Genomic DNA, 16,870 nt, shown 5'->3' with positions numbered 1-16,870 from the left:
TAAGATGGGGAAAGTGATCGATCGCATCATCGGCGGCAGCTTCGTAATTGAAGATATTTCGCCGGATCGGATTGTAACACCAGAAGATTTTACCGAAGAACAGCGCATGTTCGCGGAGACGACCAAGCAATTCCTGCAGACGGATGTTCTACCGCAGGATGAGCATCTGGAGAAGCTGGACTATGACCTGACGGTGAAGCTGATGCGCAAGGCAGGGGAGCTCGGATTGCTCAGCTCGGATATCCCGGAGATCTATGGGGGACTTGGGCTGGATAAAGTCAGCTCTACCATTATTAATGAAGTGCTCGCAGGAGCCTCCTCCTTTGCACTATCTGTTGGCGCCCACGTCGGGATTGGAACCCTTCCAATCGTATTCTTCGGTACGCCGGAGCAGAAGAAACGTTATCTGCCTGATCTAGCCACAGGAGCGAAGATCGCGGCTTATTGCTTGACGGAGCCGACATCGGGTTCGGACGCGCTAGGCGCGAAGACGACTGCTAAGCTGTCCGATGACGGTCAACATTACATCTTGAACGGTTCGAAGGTATTTATTACGAATGCGGGTTTTGCGGATTTGTTCATCGTATATGCAAAGGTGGATGGCCAGCACTTCTCCGCCTTTATTGTAGAGAAGGATACACCAGGCTTCACCCTCGGACCAGAAGAGAAGAAGATGGGGATCAAGGGCTCTTCGACACGTCCGTTATTTTTCGAAGAGGCGCATATCCCTGTCGATAACCTACTTGGCGAAGTAGGCAAAGGGCATCTCATTGCATTCAACATTCTCAACATTGGGCGGTTCAAGCTTGGTGCGGGCTGTCTCGGCGGGGCGAAGGAAGCGATCCATATCGCGGCCAAATATGCCAATGTTCGGACCCAATTTGGCAAGCCGATTGCTTCCTTCCCGCTGATCGGGAAGAAGCTCGCAGAGATGAACATTGCGACGTATGTCATGGAGAGCATGGTCTACCGCACGGCAGGATACATCGATCATATTCTAAGCGATTTGGATCATACGAGTCCCGATGCAGGGAAGCAGTCGGCCAAAGGGATATCGGAATACGCACTTGAATGCTCCATTAATAAAGTATTTGCTTCGGAAGCGCTCGACTTTGTCGCTGATGAAGGCGTCCAAATTCATGGCGGCTACGGCTTCATCCAAGAGTACAAAATCGAACGGATCTATCGGGATTCGCGGATCAATCGGATTTTCGAAGGAACGAATGAAATCAATCGGCTCCTCATTCCAGGAACCTTGCTGAAGAAAGCGTTAAAAGGTGAGCTGCCGCTTATCCAGAAGGCTGAAGCCTTACAATCGGAGCTGCTGCAGCTCATTCCAGGGCAGACCTTCGACGGCGTGCTTGAACAAGAACGTCATTTGCTCAGTATGGCGAAGAAAATCTTCTTGTTTGCCGGTGGCGTTGCAATCCAGAAGGTGGGAACACGTATTGAAGCCGAGCAAGAGATTCTGAGCAGTCTCGCTGATATGATGATTCAAATCTATGCACTGGAAAGTGCGCTGCTGCGCGCCGAGAAGCAGGTCGCCCGGTCTTCTGAGGCGGAATCGATGAACTATATTCAAATGACACAGGTGTTCGCGCAAGAAGCATTCGAACGGATTGAATCCGAAGCGAAGATTACACTCTCGACCCTGGAGTCTGGCGATATCCTTCGGACACAGCTGTCGATCTTGAAGAAGCTGACGCGCAACACCCCGGTGAACACGACGCAGCTTAAACGGGCGATCGGAGCTCGGGTCATTCATGGGGAGAAATACCAGTCTTAATCCATTAAGGAAGGGATGTGTTCAATTTTGCATTCATCCAAGGTTTGGTTAAGGCATTATCCGCAAGAAGTCGCTCCATCGAATGATTATCCGAATCAGAACATCGCTCAATTTCTGGTCGACTCCGCAACGAAGTTCAGGAGTCGTCCCGCCATCGATTTCATGGGCAAACGAATGACGTACGGCGAACTGTTATGTGAGTCGAATCGCTTCGCGAACGCCCTACTCACGTTAGGCATCAAGGCAGGAGACCGCGTTGCGATCATGCTGCCCAATTGTCCGCAGATGGTGATCGCCTACTTCGGCATTCTCTCCATTGGTGCGATAGTCGTTCAGACGAACCCCCTCTATATGGAGGGGGAGCTGCGGCATCAGATGCAGGATTCTGGTGCGAAGGCGATCGTTACCCTCGACTTCATGCATCATCGCGTGCTCGCCGTAAAGCCGCAGACATCCATACAACATATTATTGTAGCCTCACTGAGAGATGTATTGCCTGTTCCAGTCAAGTGGCTCTATCCCATCAAAGCGAAGAAAGACGGCCAGAATTTATCGGTCACCTACAATAGCTCCGTACATTCATTTCGCAAGCTGTTAACGGGGGCCTCTCCCGTGTTTGAGATGGTGCAGGTGAACGCCGATGAAGAGCTTGCCGTACTGCAATATACCGGAGGAACGACGGGGGTTCCCAAAGGCGCCATGCTCACCCATAAGAACCTCATTGCCAATACGCTTCAAATCGCGAGATGGTTCTATCGCGCCGAGTTTGGTCAGGAACGTTATCTCGGAGCACTTCCGTGTTTCCATGTATTTGGTCTTACCGTAATTTTGAACCAATGTGTGTATTCAGGAGGCATGCTGCTCCTACTGCCTCGATTCGAAGTCAGTCAAGTGCTGAAGACGATCGATAAGCTAAAACCGACAATTTTTCCTGGGGCACCGACGATGTACATTGCACTCATCCACCATAAGGATATTGCTAAATATGATCTGTCCTCGATCAAAGCCTGCGTGAGCGGATCCGCGCCGCTGCCGATTGAAGTGCAGGAGACGTTCGAAGCGTTGTCCGGCGGCAGATTGGTTGAAGGGTACGGACTGACGGAAGCCTCACCTGTGACCCATGCGAATACGGTCTGGGAGAAGCGTAAAATCGGAACGATCGGCATACCGCTGCCCGATACGGATGCCAAAATCGTCGATCCCGAAACGGGAGAGGCATTGCCGATAGGTTCGGTAGGCGAAGTGCTCGTCAAAGGCCCGCAAGTCATGAAGGGGTATTGGGGGCGACCGGAGGAGACGGCGCAAGTGCTGCAGGACGGATGGCTCTATACCGGTGATATGGGCACGATGGATGAGGATGGTTTTTTTGCAATCGTGGATCGGAAAAAGGATGTCATTATCGCCGGCGGGTTCAAAATATATCCGCGCGAAATCGACGAAGTGCTCTTCGAACATCCGAGCATTAAAGAAGCGATTGTGGTCGGTGTCCCGGATGATTACCGCGGCGAGACGGTCAAAGCCTACATTGTGCTGCGGGATGGGGAGTTCACGTCAGAGCAAGAGATTACCGCATGGTGCCGTGAGCGTCTAGCCGCTTATAAAGTGCCGCGGCTGTATGAATTCCGTGAATCACTACCGAAGAACATTATCGGAAAAGTGCTGCGCCGCAAGCTCTTGGAGGAAGAATTGAATAAGACCCCGAAAGGGAAATAGCACGGTACAAGTGCTTGCTCGGCTGGCTGCAGGGAGGTGCGTAGGATGGATATGAACGAGGCTGAAAGGGAGGCCTATATTGCGAAGATTGCGGAGGCAGCTGAGGAGACGTTCTGGGGGTATCTTGGATGCCAGCTGGAGTCGTTGTCTCCAAAACAAGCCGTCATTAGTCTAGAGGCAACATCGCATCATATGAATTTAATCGGTATGGTGCATGGCGGTGTGCTGTCTTCTTTGCTGGATAACGCGATGGGGGTATTAATTGCTACTCTTCTGCCAGGTGCGAAAACGGTGACGACGAATCTGAATGTTCATTTTGTTGCGCCGATGTATGCTGGGAAATTGATTGTAACCGCAGATTTATTGCATCAATCTCGTAAAATGTTAACCGTCTACGGCTCAATTACGGATCGTGAAGGTCATCTTGGTTCGATTGGGACGGGGACGTTCCGGATTATTTCCGGCGACTAAGGTATTATTTGACTTTGCCTCCGTGAGACTTTACCATTTTGTTGAAGAAGCATGTACTTCAATACGATTCATGGGAGGCAAGTACAATGACTTATCAAGCAAATCATGAGCGTTACAGCACGATGAAATACAATCGATGCGGCAAATCCGGTTTGAAGCTACCTGCAGTATCGCTAGGCATGTGGCATAATTTCGGCGGGGTGGATACGGAGGAGAACGGCAGAGCGCTGTTGCGCAGAGCCTTTGATCTCGGCATCACTCACATTGATCTAGCGAATAACTACGGACCGCCTCCGGGTTCAGCGGAGTCGATGTTCGGTCGGATGATGCAGAAGGATCTAGCGCCGTATCGGGATGAATTGGTCATTTCGACGAAAGCTGGGTATTACATGTGGGAAGGGCCGTATGGGGAATGGGGTTCGAAAAAATACCTCGTATCTAGCCTCGATCAGAGCTTGAAACGGATGAACCTGGATTATGTCGATATCTTCTACCATCATCGTCCAGACCCAGATACACCACTGGAGGAGACGATGGCTGCGCTCGATTTGATCGTTCGTCAAGGAAAAGCGTTGTATGTGGGCATCTCGAATTACAATGCCGAGCAGACAACGGAAGCGGTTCGAATCCTACGCGATCTAGGAACGCCGCTCTTGATTCACCAGCCTTCCTATTCGATGTTCAATCGTTGGATTGAAAATGGTCTGCAAGATGTACTTGAGGAAAATGGCGTAGGCAGCATTGCGTTCTCGCCACTTGCTCAAGGGCTGCTAACGGATCGTTATCTAGATGGCATTCCGCAGGATTCTCGTGCAGGCCGTGGCGGCTTCTTGAATAAGAAAGACGTGACGGAAGCGGTCATCGAGAAGGCACGCAAGCTGCAGCAGATTGCGGCTAGACGTGGTCAATCCTTAGCACAAATGGCGCTGGCATGGGTATTGCGCGGTGGACGCGTGACGTCGGTTCTGATCGGAGCGAGCCGTGTGCCGCAGCTGGAGGAGAACGTCGCAGCGATCAATAATTTGGAGTTTAGCAGCGATGAGTTAGCGGAGATTGAAGCGATTTTGAAATAAATTGAATGCCAAAAGATCCCCAAGAGGCCAAATTGCGGCTTTGTACTTGGGGATCTTTTTTGTGTTTTAACGCTTCGCTTTACGGAAGCCAGCTGCTTCGGCGTCTGCCTCGGAGCAGAACATTTCCTCTGCTTTGGTCGATTCGTACGATTGACCGCCAGGAACATGATAGATTTTATCGCCCTTGCTACTGATATTGCCTTTAATCGTCGGCTTCTTGCAGGAGCCGATGGAAGGCTGATTTGACTTCGAGCTGTTGCTGTCTTTCGTTTGGGTTGAAGGCTTCGAATTCTCGTTAGCCTTACTATTCTTCTTAGCTGCTGAATCATCGAATCCACGATCCGTTGCATAATTTTCGATGCTCCAGATGCCGAGCTCTGCCTTCTGCGCTTTGGATTGAATGGCGCGGAATGGATCGACGTATTTCACATTCGGCGGGTAGACGTAAGCGACCCGGGCAAGACCTTTTTCGAGTAGCAGTTCGTTGAACATCTTGCCATCGATCCAGACATAGGCGAGCAGTCGTCCGTACTTATCGCGTTCCGAGACATCGAATTCCAGTTTAACGCGCTGATTCGAGAGGGTTTCTTTGGCGAACTTCGATGCTTCGGGGCCAAAAGGCTCCACTGGCTTGGATGGATGTACCGTCTCTGGTGTATCGACGAGCAGGAGGCGGATACGCTCGGTTTTGCCGTTGAATTCGACATCCAGTGTATCGCCATCCACGACCTTCACGACTTTCGCATTGGTATCGTCAGCGGATGTAGAATTTGTACTGCAACCAGCAGTAATAAGAACAAACGTTAGTATAATGCAAATGAGAAGAGATGAGGCAGATAAGTTTTTTTTCAAAGCAATAGGCACTCCTTATGTCATTCATATGTATGTAAACTTAAGTATGGCGCAGAAATAACGTCATTGGCAAGCGAACAAAGGCTTAAAAGTACTGCTTCAATGGCCGAAGTTGATGAACCAGGAGTACATAAAATTGGGTGAATGGACTGGGGGGATGCCTTTCCAATCGTTCTCAACAAACATAATATAATGGAACATGAGTGTACAAACGATGAGCGACGGATCAATGAATTAACGAAAAGTTTTAATCATCATACTCATTTTTATCCCATTACATTCCCAGTTGAGATGCTTGAGGCTATAGCAGGAGCTTGCTCTATCAACGTATAGACGCAGGCTTGTATGTATTGGCTGATACTCCCAACCGTCATACCGGCAGGTAGAGTCATTTAAGTGTGCTTGTCATTAGAACAAAGAAAAGAATAAGGCGATGCACAGTGAGATCCTGCGAATAAGAATTGCCCATAACTACGGTTGGGCGTGGGTTTTTAGGAGGCTGCTATGAAAGGACTAATATTATGTGCGGGTCAAGGAAAGAGGCTTCAACCGTTCACCTATGCAAGGCCAAAGTGTATGATTCCGGTAAACGGTGAACCTATTATTGTATCGATTATTAATAAGATGATGAATATAGGCGTTCATGAAATTGGTATCGTCCTGAACACATCACAAGAAAGTATTCGAGAGCTATTAGGCAGCGGAGAAGCTTATGGGGCAACGCTCACTTACTTGCTGCAAGAAAAAGCCTTGGGCATCGCTCATGCTGTGAAAATTGCCCGTTCGTTTATACAGGATGAGTCCTTCTTCCTGATGCTTGGCGATAATTTGATCGAAGGGGATCTTCAGCCGCTGATCGATTTGATGAGCGATGGTAAATCTGCTGCCGCACTTCTTCTCGCTCGCGTGGAGAACCCGTATGATTTCGGGGTAGTGGAAGTTTCTAATAACAAGATTGTGAGTCTGGAGGAGAAGCCCAAAGTCCCCCGATCTGATCTTGTAATTGTGGGTGCATATGTATTCAGCAGCGGCATATGGAGTATCCTTGATCAACTTGTCCCATCCAAGCGGGGGGAGTATGAATTGTCTGATGCCTTGCAGAGTCTGATTGATCAAGGCCAGCATGTAGATTATAGCATAACAACAGAGCCTTTCTTTGATATAGGAAGCCCTGAACGCTGGCTCAGCGCAAATCGTTACAAAATGAGTAAGGATAAGATGGAAAGAAACAGTGAGCATTTACTTGGAAATACCGATGTCGTCATTAACCCTCCTGTACAAATTGACCCCTCAGCCCAAATAACCCAAAGTGTAGTCGGGCCTTATGTATATATTGGTCCAGACTGTGTTGTGGATAACTGCCGTATTGAGAACAGTATACTGACTGATCACGTCCAAATCTCTCATGTGTTCGCGCAGGATAGTATATTTGGCTCTAACACCAAATTTGCTGGTTCCGTGAATAAAACGAAACCATCTAAATTCATCATGGGAGACAAGTCAATCGTCAAGGACTGAAAGCACACTTACATTCTTGACAGTTGGAAATAAATGTGCTATTCTGGCGTTAAATATAGAGCAGATGAACGGAAGCACCGTCATCAATCGCAGGTATCCTGTGGTTGGTGGCGGTTTTTTTGCGTTTCAGCGAGAAAGGAGGGTTCCGGTTGCAACGATGGGAACTTCAGACGGCGGTGTTCATGGTTGTGATTGGTGTCGTGTGTTGTATTGGCGGTGTGCTCAAGATGGTAGGGGCGATGTGATGACGAACAGATACGGAAGGAGGGAGATCACATGAAGAAATTAAACCTTGTTTTGGCCTCTGCGGATCGTGAATATGCGGAGCTATTCATGCATTATGTGCAGTCTTCGGAGTTTGTGCATGATGTGATGATGAAGTCGTTCACACAGCTTGAATCCTTCCGATATTACGTGCAGCATGAGCCTTCGGTAGACCTCATCTTAGCGGAGGAGGCATTTCTAGCAGGGGATAGTACCGCGAATTGTGCTTGTCCGATTCTGATCTTAAGTGAAGACACCAGGGGACAGGGGGCTGCGGAGGCTGAAAAGAAGATTGGTAAATACCAGCCGTTGCATGTGCTCCTCTCCTCCTTATTGTTACACTATGGCGGAGAGCGGATTTCGAGCTCGGCGAACGGGGGCAATGCAGGGCGCACGAAAGTTATTTCGGTCTACTCCTCTGCTGCCGGGATGGGCAAGACGACACTTGCGCTTAATCTATGCAAGCAGCTGACGCTGCAGGGACAGCGCGTGTTCTATCTTAGTCTGGAGATGCTGAATGGTTCGGCACTCATTATGGAGCCCAGTCGAAGCCCACAGGCCGTTGATTCCGACAATCGATTGTCGAAGCTCCTGTATTATTTGAAGGCGGGGCGCCGCATGGAAGAACTGCTCGCTGAATGGAACGGGATGAAATCGAGGGGACCGGCGATGAGTTTTGATTATTTTGAGCCGCTGCATAATTTGGATGAAATGAAACAGTTGAATAAGGCGGATACGTGCCAGTTGCTTGATCTGATCCTGCAGACGGGTGCCTATGATACGGTTGTCATGGATTTGGATTCGGCGTTAGAAGAGCGGACTCTTGCAGCATTGGAGCGTTCTGATCAGCTCTTCTGGCTCATTCAAGATGATGCCTTGGCGTTATGGAAGACGGAGCAAGTGCTTCAGTATTTGGAGCTTCAACAATCGAGCCAGGAGGTGTCGGCTCTGCTGCATAAGACCTGCTTTACAGTTAATAGATTTGTCGGACAAATGGTGAACGCAGTTCGCTCTCCGCGCATTCGCGTGGGGGCCTATCTTCCCTATATCGCCGCATGGAAACAAATCGAGCAGCCCCATGTTTTGCTGCAAGCAGCTTCCTTTCAATCCGCTGTTATGAAATTATGCGCTGATGAGGGGATGATGCAGCATGGATGATCAAGAGGCATGGGTAGCATCAATCCGCCAGACCGTCCGAACGGGTTTGAATTTATCCGGCTCAACGAGTGATGACGAGTTGTACAAGATGATCGAACAAGCTGTGTTCAGATATGAACTTGCTCCAAGTTGGACGGCGTCGGAGAAGCAGCGAATTGTTCGCCGGGTGTACTACACGTTTCGCGGTTTGGACGTACTTCAGCCTTACGTGGAGGACCGCCGCATTACAGAGATTATGATTAATAGTCATGAGGAGATCTTTATTGAGGTCGATGGGGAAGTTCAACGGGCCAAGGTTGTCTTTGAATCGCAGGAGCGGCTAGAAGACATCATTCAGTCGATTGTTGCGCAAGTGAATCGCGTTGTGAATGAATCGTCGCCAATCGTTGATGCACGGCTCAAGGATGGATCGCGTGTCAACGTGGTTCTGCCGCCGATTGCGCTGAAAGGGCCAACGATGACGATTCGGAAATTTCCGGATCAGCCAATGACGATGGATGATCTGGTCGCCAAGGGGGCACTGACTTACGAGGCGGCACAGTTTCTCCAGCAGCTCGTTCGCGGCAAATATAACATTTTTATTAGTGGGGGGACGGGTTCTGGGAAGACGACGTTCTTGAACGCGTTGTCTCAATATATTCCTAGCGATGAACGGGTCATTACGATTGAGGATTCCGCGGAGCTGCAAATTCGTACCGTGCCGAATCTAGTTGCCTTGGAGACGAGGAATGCGAATACCGAAGGGAAGGGAGAAATCTCGATCCGGGATCTGATTCGATCCTCACTGCGGATGCGTCCGAACCGAATTGTTGTTGGGGAAGTGCGGGGGGCTGAGGCGTTAGATATGCTGCAGGCGATGAATACCGGCCACGATGGTTCCCTGTCCACCGGGCACAGCAACGGTCCACAGGATATGATTAGCCGCTTGGAGACGATGGTGCTAAGTGGTGCACCGCTACCAATAGAGGTTGTCCGTCAGCAGATCTGTTCTGCGATCGATATTATTGTTCACCTCTCTCGTCTTCGTGATCGATCCAGACATGTGATGGATATTAGCGAAGTAATAGGACTTGAGGAGGGGGAGGTGGTACTACGACCATTATTCCGATTCCAAGAAGAGGGGGAAGAGGCCGGTCAAGTAAAAGGTGAACTGCGTGCGACAGGACATGGATTACAGGATATGAGCAAGCTTCAGATGGCAGGCCTGCTGAACGAAGTCGATCAACTAAGAAGGTAGAGGGGGAGATGGATGAACGTACTTGTTTTGGCGTTGGTAGCTGCGATCGCGACAGGCGGGTTTTTCGTTGTACAGGAGCGGATACGACGACGACGGTTGAAGGTTGCCGGTGTTGATCTGGAAGTGTCCTCCGTGCAGATTGATAGGCAAATGCCTGAAGGATTAACGATCTACACGGTGTACAAGCTGTCTCGGATACAATGGCTGACGGCGTTTGTTGCGGCAGGATTGATCTTCGGTATCGTAGGTTACTTGTTCTATCACAATCTCGTTGCTGCAATCCTGTGCTTTGGCGCAGGTACGCTATATCCCAAATTCCGGCGTGAAGCCTTGTTACTAAAGCGTAGAACCGAGCTTAGTCTGCAATTCAAGCAGGCGTTGTACTCGATTTCATCATCGCTCGCTGCAGGAAGATCCGTCGAGAATAGCTTTCATGAGGTGATTCAAGACTTACAGCTTTTGTATCCCGATGCGAATACCGATTTGATCCGGGAATTCCGCATTATCCGTTCACGCTTGGAGAATGGGGAGCCAATTGAGCAGGCTTTACTTGATTTAAGTCGGAGAGCGGGAATAGAGGATGTTACGAATTTTGCGGAAGTGTTCTCGGCATGTAAGCGTACGGGGGGCGATCTCGTCGAGGTTGTACGCCGAACGTCGAATTTGATCGGGGAGAAGATGGACGTGAAACAAGAGATTGCGGTGATGGTAGCCCAGAAGAAGTTCGAATCCAAGATTATTATGCTGGCTCCCGTTGGGTTTCTTGCTTTCTTGAATATGAGCGCTCCCGAGTTCATGCAACCGATGTATCAAGGGTTTGGATTCGTTGTATCAACTTTTGTTCTGTTGGGATTAGTGGTTTGCAGTGCTTGGATTCTGAAGATTATGGATATACGTGTATGACATGATATTTCCCCTGGTAAAGGAGGTTGAATGGAAATGCCGATCCTAGGATGGGGATTGATGGCGGTGCTGCTGCTCATTGGCTGGGGAGTATGCGGCCTGCGTGCAGGGGGGCGATTCAAAGAACGAATCCCAGAGGCTGTTCCAAATCTGAAATTGCTGCGTGCTGCGCCTCCGATGCTTTATTTACTCGAGGAGGGTCGATGGATTGAACGCATTCCAGCGATATTTTACCGTATCCAACGCGCTATGCAGGTGTTGTATGGAAGTCAGGTATCGGCCTTGTATAGTACGTTGTTCATGGCAGAGATTCTGAACTATGCCTTCTTCATGCTTATATTCGCCTGTCTGCTCCCCATGCTGACGGATGGTGGCTTAGCTGGGTTTGGCGTAGGACTGATGCTCGCGGTACTGCTGCCTTTGGCTCAATTGAAAGAATTGGACAAGCGTGTGAAGAACAGGGAACATGAGATTTTGCTGGAATTGCCGGAGTTCTTGAATCAGATGATTTTGCTGGTAGATGCGGGGGAAACGGTTCAACGAGCGCTCACATTATGTGTGGATCGCAAGAGGTCGCAAACATCGCATCCGCTATACAAGGAATTGATTCAGATGATCCATGAATGGAGCGGAGGGTATTCCTTCCAGCAATCCTTTGAACAGTTCAGCAAACGATGTGCCTTGCAGGAAGTCTCAATCTTCACGACCACCATTATGCTGAACTATCGAAGAGGAGGGGGTGAATTTGTCGTTGCCTTGCGCGATTTGTCCCGAATCCTATGGGAGAAACGCAAAGCAGTAAGCCGCGTGCGCGGGGAGGAGGCCTCATCTAAGTTAGTGTTCCCGATGGTTGTTGTATTTTTTCTGTTGCTGGTATTGGTATGTACCCCGATCTTCATGATGATGAGTGCATGAGTGTAAAGGATTAATAACGATGAGGAGTGTTGAAGGATGTTGAATGTAGGAAAATCGCTAAAGGCGGTCTGGAAAGAGGAAGAAGGTCTTGGGACGGTGGAGATCATCTTTATTATTGCTGTGCTCGTAGTCATTGTTCTTATTTTTAAAGATAAGATATCGGAACTGATTGATACGTTGATGGGGAAAACGATGGACGAAACGGATAAGCTGTATCAGAAATAAGTGGATATGATGCGTAACTTTAGACGGCAAATTAACAAGTTGAGACAGGAAGATGGCAGCTTCACCGTCGAGGCGTCGATGTTGTTCCCATTTATATTCATGATCATTATTGGACTGCTATTCTTCTGTCTCTATACCTATCAGAAAGTTGTCCTCGTCTATATTGGATCGGTGTCCGTGGAACGAACGGCGTATAACTGGGATAATTCTTCGAAAGAAGCATCGACAGGCGCCTTCCAATATGGTCAATTTGATGGCTTGTATTGGCGGCTTACGGATGATCAGACCCTGGATGTTCTATTTGGGTTAACGGGGCAGGCACAAGGAACTTCCTATGAACTTCATCGTTCAGGGAGTGAGGTGAGCAGCTTGCCTACGCGTAAGATGGCGGGCGCATCTGTCGCGGTTCCAGCAGCGATCCGAGGGACGATGCAGTATCAGAACCAAGGCTGGAGACGTTCGGTGACGGTGGATGTTCTGAATCCGCTCCGATTTAAGCCGCTAGAATGGATGATGGGCAGACAAGTCTCTTTGCAGACGCAGGTTAGCAGTTCCGTTGTCGACCCCGTTGAATTTATACGAACCGTTGAGCTGGTTCGCTATTACGGTACGAAATTCAAGAATGCGGGAAGCGGAGGCGGATCGCCCGTAACCCAAGAGCAAGCACGGGAAGTGCTTGAGCAGCAGCGAAGTAAAGGCAAGAAATAAATTGCTTGTCATTTGTGGAAATGAGGGGGAGAGACATGCGCAAGCAGCGACGTAAGAACAACAACCGCTTGAGCATTTTGCTCCCCTTTCGGGAGCTGCGTGATCAGCAGCATGGAGCTGTAACGGTATTTCTCATGATGATTGTGGCCATTATTTTTATGTTTATTGCGGTTTTTATTGATTACGCCAGAATCGCAGCTTTTCAATTCCAGACAGAACAGCTGGCGAAGTCGGGTATGCGTTCAGTGATGTCAAGTTATGATCCGATTTTACAAGAAAAATACGGCTTATTCGCTCAAGGCGGAACAGATTCCAATTCACTGCTAGCCGATTCGTTGAAACAGGCAACCGGGATACAATCCCTCAAAGGGTCAGCTGTTCGACTATTAGATATTGTTCCAGATACACAGAGTATCGAGGGCAGTAATCAGTTAGGACGCTATCCCGTATTTGAGCATCAGATCCAGGAGGATATGAAATACAAGGCGCCAATTGACTTTACCCTTGAAATCATTAATCGATTGAAGCCGATGTCGCAGCAGATGAAGGAAGCGTCACGCACGACAGATTTACTCGTATCGCTCCAGAAACAATATGAGAAGCGAGAGAAGCTGATGGATGAGGTACTTCAAGCGCAGCAGCGGGCCAGCGAGCAAGTATCCCGTACCAATTTTGATGTCCGCTATGTTGGAGGCAATGGTCAGTATAGCATTGCAAATACAATGGTAGGAACAATCAGTCGAGCTGTCGATATTGCCGCGCAATATGAAGACTATGTTCGGATGAAATATGCGGATTCGATGAGAGATGAAGATGAATCGCCGGCATATTCGGATGAGACCTCAGGGTACGAGGAAGATGTTCGCTCGTTCAAGCGTGATTTTAGAGAGCTTGTGGATCGTGTACAGCGGCAGCATCGAGAAAAGCTGCAAGCGGTGCTTCCGAAATTTGCAGATATCAGGGCACTTAATGAACAAATGAAGCGAACTATTGCTGAAGCTAGATCGCAGAACAAAGAGGCTTACGATCAGGTAGGGAATGGTCGCACACCGAGTGGAGGGCTTCCAGAAATCCCGGGTAACACTTCAACGGCGATCGAAGATATACGTAAACAGGTGGATCAGTTGATTCTACCGGATGAATTCATTCAGCAATTTGAACGCGAAGTTCAAGGTCAGATCCAAGCTTTTGAACGTTTTGAACGCGTAAGTCAGGATTTTGATTCCATCGTATCGTCGGCTGTACCAAGTACTACAGGAAGCGCCTATCCACTGAAGCAAGCAGTAATCCGACTGAGCCAAGCAATTAATGACTATTTGAATGCCTATGTGAGGCATGGTGGTGTTAATGTCCTGCAATCAAGGGAGGCTGCTATTCAGGCCTACCGCAGTTCGGACGCCGAGCGGAAGAAGGCGGAAGCGAAGTCTAAGGCGAAGCTGGGTGAAGTGGTTGGTCTACTGAAGAAGCTGAAAGAAGTAGGAGCTGGAGCACAGAAGGGGCAAGAGCAATTCAATCAGTTACGGCAATTTTATGATGATAATCTGAATTTCAATGCTCGTGCGGAACAGGAAGCAAGTCAATCCAATCTAAATGATCAACCCGAAGATGCGAGCAAGGATTCCATGTCGATGATGGATGACTTATATGGCGGAATGGCGGGCATGTTGGTTGGTATGCGTGATGAATTCTATCGTAATGAATATGCGGTGAATCGGTTTACGAGATTTGAGCCCGAGAAGCTGAAAGACCTCTTCACCTCGAAAAATATGAGTGATCAATTGGTGGATGCGCTGCAAGTGCCAAGTCAAGAACTGGAATATATCCTATATGGCTTTCATCATCCGGGCAGTAATCTAGCGGCTTCTTATGGTGAAATTTTCAGTGTGCGACTTGCGATTCGAACAATGGAAGGACTTGTGGAATGCAGCCGGATGGGTAATCCGCTTCTGATTCTAGCAGCAGCAATTCTCTATGGGGTCGAACATGCGATTCAGGATATGCTCGAATTGGTGAATAACGGGGATATCGAAATGTCCAAATATGTACCTGTCCGTCTGACATATAAAGACTATCTCCGGATGTTCCTCATGCTGCACAGCCGGAACGAAGCAATGATGTCCCGTATGCTGGCCGTCATTCAATTCAATACGAAAATCAATCCGAACGAGAGGGTGACGACAATCGAAGGGGATGTAAGGGCGTCCATACGGCTGTGGTTCCTACCCGGAGTCATGAAGACGTTGCGATTAACACAGTTTATCTCCCAAGGGGAAGTGGAGGGGAGTCGCTACTATATTACCAAAAAAGCAGCCTTTACCTATTAATAGGTAGTTCAACATTCGACTCATGATCACGAAGATTTTCAAGAAGTGAATTCGGCATCGAATCTTGCATTCAACCTCGAACAGCATATGCTTACGAAGTATGTTTCCTCCGGAAACATTTCAGGTGCTCATTTAGGTTTCTCCTAAACTCCGCTCCTCCTAAAAGTTTTTCGTAGAAAAACTCGCATCGGAAGCACAGCATAGGTTTCAAGCAACCTTAGAACTCGCTTACGAAGTTAGTTTTCTAAGAAAACTTTCAGGTGCTAATAAATCAAATTTTGAACTTTTTAACTCATTATTTGCTCCCAAAGGAGGCGAATCATGTTACAGCAACTCCATAAGAAGATGCGGCGCCAAGAGCATGGGAGCATGACGGTTGAAGCTGCCATGGTTCTGCCTATCTTTTTGTTTTTTGTTATTTTTCTGATCTATATGATCCAGATGGTATATACGTCAATTGCACTGCAATTAACCGTCTCGAATACGGTCAAACAGCTGGCGACTCATATGTATCCTGTTTCTATTGTCATGGACCGAGATGCAGCGGCACAGGGGGCCGAGACTGGTGGCGGGGGAATGCTGACGATGGAAGAGGTAGCACAGACGTATAACCGGATTCTGCCACCTCCAATTGGGGATTGGGTGAAGAATACAGAGCTATATCGTCGCACCGAAGATGCGCTCTATCAAGCCGCTGGGGATACACTCGTGAAGCCGCTGCTTAAATCTTATCTTCAGGATGCCATGCTGCGTGAGGAACGAATTCATGTGACACGATTTTCGTTCCCGAATTTGAAGAAGAAAACCCCAACTTTCGTTGCTCTAGAGCTTTCGTATACGATGCCGATGCGAGTCCCGTTCCTGGACAAGGAGCTGGTCATACAGGCGAGAGCGGCAGAACGGGCATGGATTGGTGATACCTCGGGTGCAGGCACGGGAACGGGTTCGGAAGGGACAATGGGTCAACCGCAAATCGTCGGGATGGAACCGAATCCGATGAAGCCTGGATCCAATGCTACAGTCAAAGTGAAGGTACAGCCGAATCAGACGGTTCAAGTGGTCGTTTACTATAAGAGCGGTAAGAGTACGGCGAAATATTTGGGTGAGAAGACGGCAGATGCAGAAGGCAACGTAGAGTGGACATGGCGTGTATCGGGTAATACGACCAAGGGAAGTACGGTCCAGATTGTTGTTGAGACAGTCGATGGTCAGAAGTCGGAAATGCAGGTTCAAGTTCAAGAATCGATGAAGGAGGGTAAGGGTTGACGATTATTGTAGTGGTATTATGCGCCATTTATTTAGGTATTGCTTTCTATACGGATGTGACGCGTTCGAAAATCCCGAATCGATTGACAGTGCCGATTGCCATTCTTGGGCTGGGGCTTCATGCCGTGACGGAAGGATGGGCTGGATTCTTATATGCAATCTATGGTGCTGGAGCGGGATTTGCAATCCTATTCGTACTATATCTGTTCAAAGCGGTTGGAGCCGGGGATGTGAAGTTATTCGCAGCGCTCGGAGCGGTAACAGGCCTGCAATTTACGATGCAATCCTTGATGTATTCCGTCTTATATGCAGGAGCAATTGCTGTGGTCATCATGCTGTTTCGGCGGAGAACGTGGATATCTTTTGGAGAGGGGAAGATGCTGAAATTCCCATTTATGTATGCTGTACTGCCGGGTGCAGTTACCGCATTTCTATACATGCCTTAACGTGAGAGGAG

General features: G+C 48.7%; 15 protein-coding genes. 14 read left to right on the top strand and 1 reads right to left on the bottom strand.

Going from position 1 to position 16,870, the window contains the following annotated elements:
* The first annotated feature begins 4 nt into the window (after positions 1 to 4).
* The 4 genes from ACFQZR_RS24685 (at position 5) to mgrA (ending at position 5,043) form a co-directional block, all read left to right on the top strand.
* The gene (locus ACFQZR_RS24685) at positions 5 to 1,786 is read left to right on the top strand and encodes an acyl-CoA dehydrogenase family protein (RefSeq protein ID WP_379350837.1); all 1,782 of its coding nucleotides are present in this window, start codon (positions 5 to 7) and stop codon (positions 1,784 to 1,786) included.
* A gap of 15 nt (positions 1,787 to 1,801) precedes the next feature.
* A complete protein-coding gene (locus tag ACFQZR_RS24680; RefSeq protein ID WP_379350835.1) occupies positions 1,802 to 3,499 on the top strand; it encodes a long-chain-fatty-acid--CoA ligase in 1,698 nt (565 codons plus the stop codon).
* Between the two features lie 45 nt (positions 3,500 to 3,544).
* Positions 3,545 to 3,970 (top strand): PaaI family thioesterase, encoded by a 426-nt coding sequence (locus tag ACFQZR_RS24675; protein ID WP_379350833.1) that lies wholly within the window; start codon positions 3,545 to 3,547, stop codon positions 3,968 to 3,970.
* Between the two features lie 86 nt (positions 3,971 to 4,056).
* Positions 4,057 to 5,043 carry an L-glyceraldehyde 3-phosphate reductase gene (gene mgrA / locus ACFQZR_RS24670; RefSeq protein WP_379350831.1) on the top strand — a complete coding sequence of 329 codons (987 nt, stop codon included), beginning with the start codon at positions 4,057 to 4,059 and terminating at the stop codon, positions 5,041 to 5,043.
* 66 nt (positions 5,044 to 5,109) lie between these two features.
* Here mgrA and ACFQZR_RS24665 read toward each other — a convergent pair whose 3' ends face one another.
* Positions 5,110 to 5,895 carry a thermonuclease family protein gene (locus tag ACFQZR_RS24665; RefSeq protein WP_379350829.1) on the bottom strand — a complete coding sequence of 262 codons (786 nt, stop codon included), beginning with the start codon at positions 5,893 to 5,895 and terminating at the stop codon, positions 5,110 to 5,112.
* Positions 5,896 to 6,399: 504 nt separating this feature from the next.
* On the opposite strand from ACFQZR_RS24665, the gene ACFQZR_RS24660 reads away from it, so the two are divergent.
* From ACFQZR_RS24660 to ACFQZR_RS24615, 10 genes are all read left to right on the top strand, one after another.
* Positions 6,400 to 7,413, top strand: a complete 1,014-nt coding sequence (locus ACFQZR_RS24660) for a sugar phosphate nucleotidyltransferase (protein WP_379350827.1) — start codon at positions 6,400 to 6,402, stop codon at positions 7,411 to 7,413.
* A 276-nt stretch (positions 7,414 to 7,689) separates the two neighbouring features.
* The gene (locus ACFQZR_RS24655) at positions 7,690 to 8,835 is read left to right on the top strand and encodes an AAA family ATPase (RefSeq protein WP_379350825.1); all 1,146 of its coding nucleotides are present in this window, start codon (positions 7,690 to 7,692) and stop codon (positions 8,833 to 8,835) included.
* Positions 8,828 to 10,072: a TadA family conjugal transfer-associated ATPase gene (locus ACFQZR_RS24650; RefSeq protein WP_379350823.1), complete on the top strand. Its 1,245-nt coding sequence runs from the start codon at positions 8,828 to 8,830 to the stop codon at positions 10,070 to 10,072. Before ACFQZR_RS24655 ends, ACFQZR_RS24650 begins: the two co-directional genes overlap by 8 nt.
* A gap of 12 nt (positions 10,073 to 10,084) precedes the next feature.
* The gene (locus ACFQZR_RS24645; RefSeq protein ID WP_379350821.1) at positions 10,085 to 10,975 is read left to right on the top strand and encodes a type II secretion system F family protein; all 891 of its coding nucleotides are present in this window, start codon (positions 10,085 to 10,087) and stop codon (positions 10,973 to 10,975) included.
* 36 nt (positions 10,976 to 11,011) lie between these two features.
* On the top strand, positions 11,012 to 11,890 hold the full coding sequence (locus ACFQZR_RS24640; protein WP_379350820.1) for a type II secretion system F family protein: 879 nt from the start codon (positions 11,012 to 11,014) through the stop codon (positions 11,888 to 11,890).
* Positions 11,891 to 11,926: 36 nt separating this feature from the next.
* Entirely contained in the window at positions 11,927 to 12,115 is a 189-nt protein-coding gene (locus tag ACFQZR_RS24635) for a Flp1 family type IVb pilin (protein WP_018756414.1), read from the top strand.
* A 39-nt stretch (positions 12,116 to 12,154) separates the two neighbouring features.
* Positions 12,155 to 12,823: a TadE/TadG family type IV pilus assembly protein gene (locus ACFQZR_RS24630; protein ID WP_379350817.1), complete on the top strand. Its 669-nt coding sequence runs from the start codon at positions 12,155 to 12,157 to the stop codon at positions 12,821 to 12,823.
* Between the two features lie 35 nt (positions 12,824 to 12,858).
* A complete protein-coding gene (locus ACFQZR_RS24625) occupies positions 12,859 to 15,147 on the top strand; it encodes a hypothetical protein (protein ID WP_379350815.1) in 2,289 nt (762 codons plus the stop codon).
* A 321-nt stretch (positions 15,148 to 15,468) separates the two neighbouring features.
* Entirely contained in the window at positions 15,469 to 16,413 is a 945-nt protein-coding gene (locus ACFQZR_RS24620; protein ID WP_379350813.1) for a TadE/TadG family type IV pilus assembly protein, read from the top strand.
* Positions 16,410 to 16,859, top strand: coding sequence for an A24 family peptidase (locus ACFQZR_RS24615; protein WP_379350811.1), 450 nt, complete (start codon positions 16,410 to 16,412; stop codon positions 16,857 to 16,859). Before ACFQZR_RS24620 ends, ACFQZR_RS24615 begins: the two co-directional genes overlap by 4 nt.
* Positions 16,860 to 16,870: the final 11 nt, after the last annotated feature.

The sequence above is a fragment of the Paenibacillus sp. GCM10027629 genome (assembly GCF_042676425.1).
GTDB lineage: Bacteria > Bacillota > Bacilli > Paenibacillales > Paenibacillaceae > Paenibacillus_K > Paenibacillus_K terrigena.
This window is presented reverse-complemented; position numbering and strand designations above follow the sequence as displayed.

Excerpts from the sequence above, each read along its gene's own strand:
- ACFQZR_RS24685 (WP_379350837.1), top strand. The coding sequence starts at position 5 with ATGGGGAAAGTGATCGATCGCATCATCGGCGGCAGCTTCGTAATTGAA.
- ACFQZR_RS24680 (WP_379350835.1), top strand. The coding sequence starts at position 1,802 with ATGTGTTCAATTTTGCATTCATCCAAGGTTTGGTTAAGGCATTATCCG.
- ACFQZR_RS24675 (WP_379350833.1), top strand. The coding sequence starts at position 3,545 with ATGGATATGAACGAGGCTGAAAGGGAGGCCTATATTGCGAAGATTGCG.
- mgrA (WP_379350831.1), top strand. The coding sequence starts at position 4,057 with ATGACTTATCAAGCAAATCATGAGCGTTACAGCACGATGAAATACAAT.
- ACFQZR_RS24660 (WP_379350827.1), top strand. The coding sequence starts at position 6,400 with ATGAAAGGACTAATATTATGTGCGGGTCAAGGAAAGAGGCTTCAACCG.
- ACFQZR_RS24655 (WP_379350825.1), top strand. The coding sequence starts at position 7,690 with ATGAAGAAATTAAACCTTGTTTTGGCCTCTGCGGATCGTGAATATGCG.
- ACFQZR_RS24650 (WP_379350823.1), top strand. The coding sequence starts at position 8,828 with ATGGATGATCAAGAGGCATGGGTAGCATCAATCCGCCAGACCGTCCGA.
- ACFQZR_RS24645 (WP_379350821.1), top strand. The coding sequence starts at position 10,085 with ATGAACGTACTTGTTTTGGCGTTGGTAGCTGCGATCGCGACAGGCGGG.
- ACFQZR_RS24640 (WP_379350820.1), top strand. The coding sequence starts at position 11,012 with ATGCCGATCCTAGGATGGGGATTGATGGCGGTGCTGCTGCTCATTGGC.
- ACFQZR_RS24635 (WP_018756414.1), top strand. The coding sequence starts at position 11,927 with ATGTTGAATGTAGGAAAATCGCTAAAGGCGGTCTGGAAAGAGGAAGAA.
- ACFQZR_RS24625 (WP_379350815.1), top strand. The coding sequence starts at position 12,859 with ATGCGCAAGCAGCGACGTAAGAACAACAACCGCTTGAGCATTTTGCTC.
- ACFQZR_RS24620 (WP_379350813.1), top strand. The coding sequence starts at position 15,469 with ATGTTACAGCAACTCCATAAGAAGATGCGGCGCCAAGAGCATGGGAGC.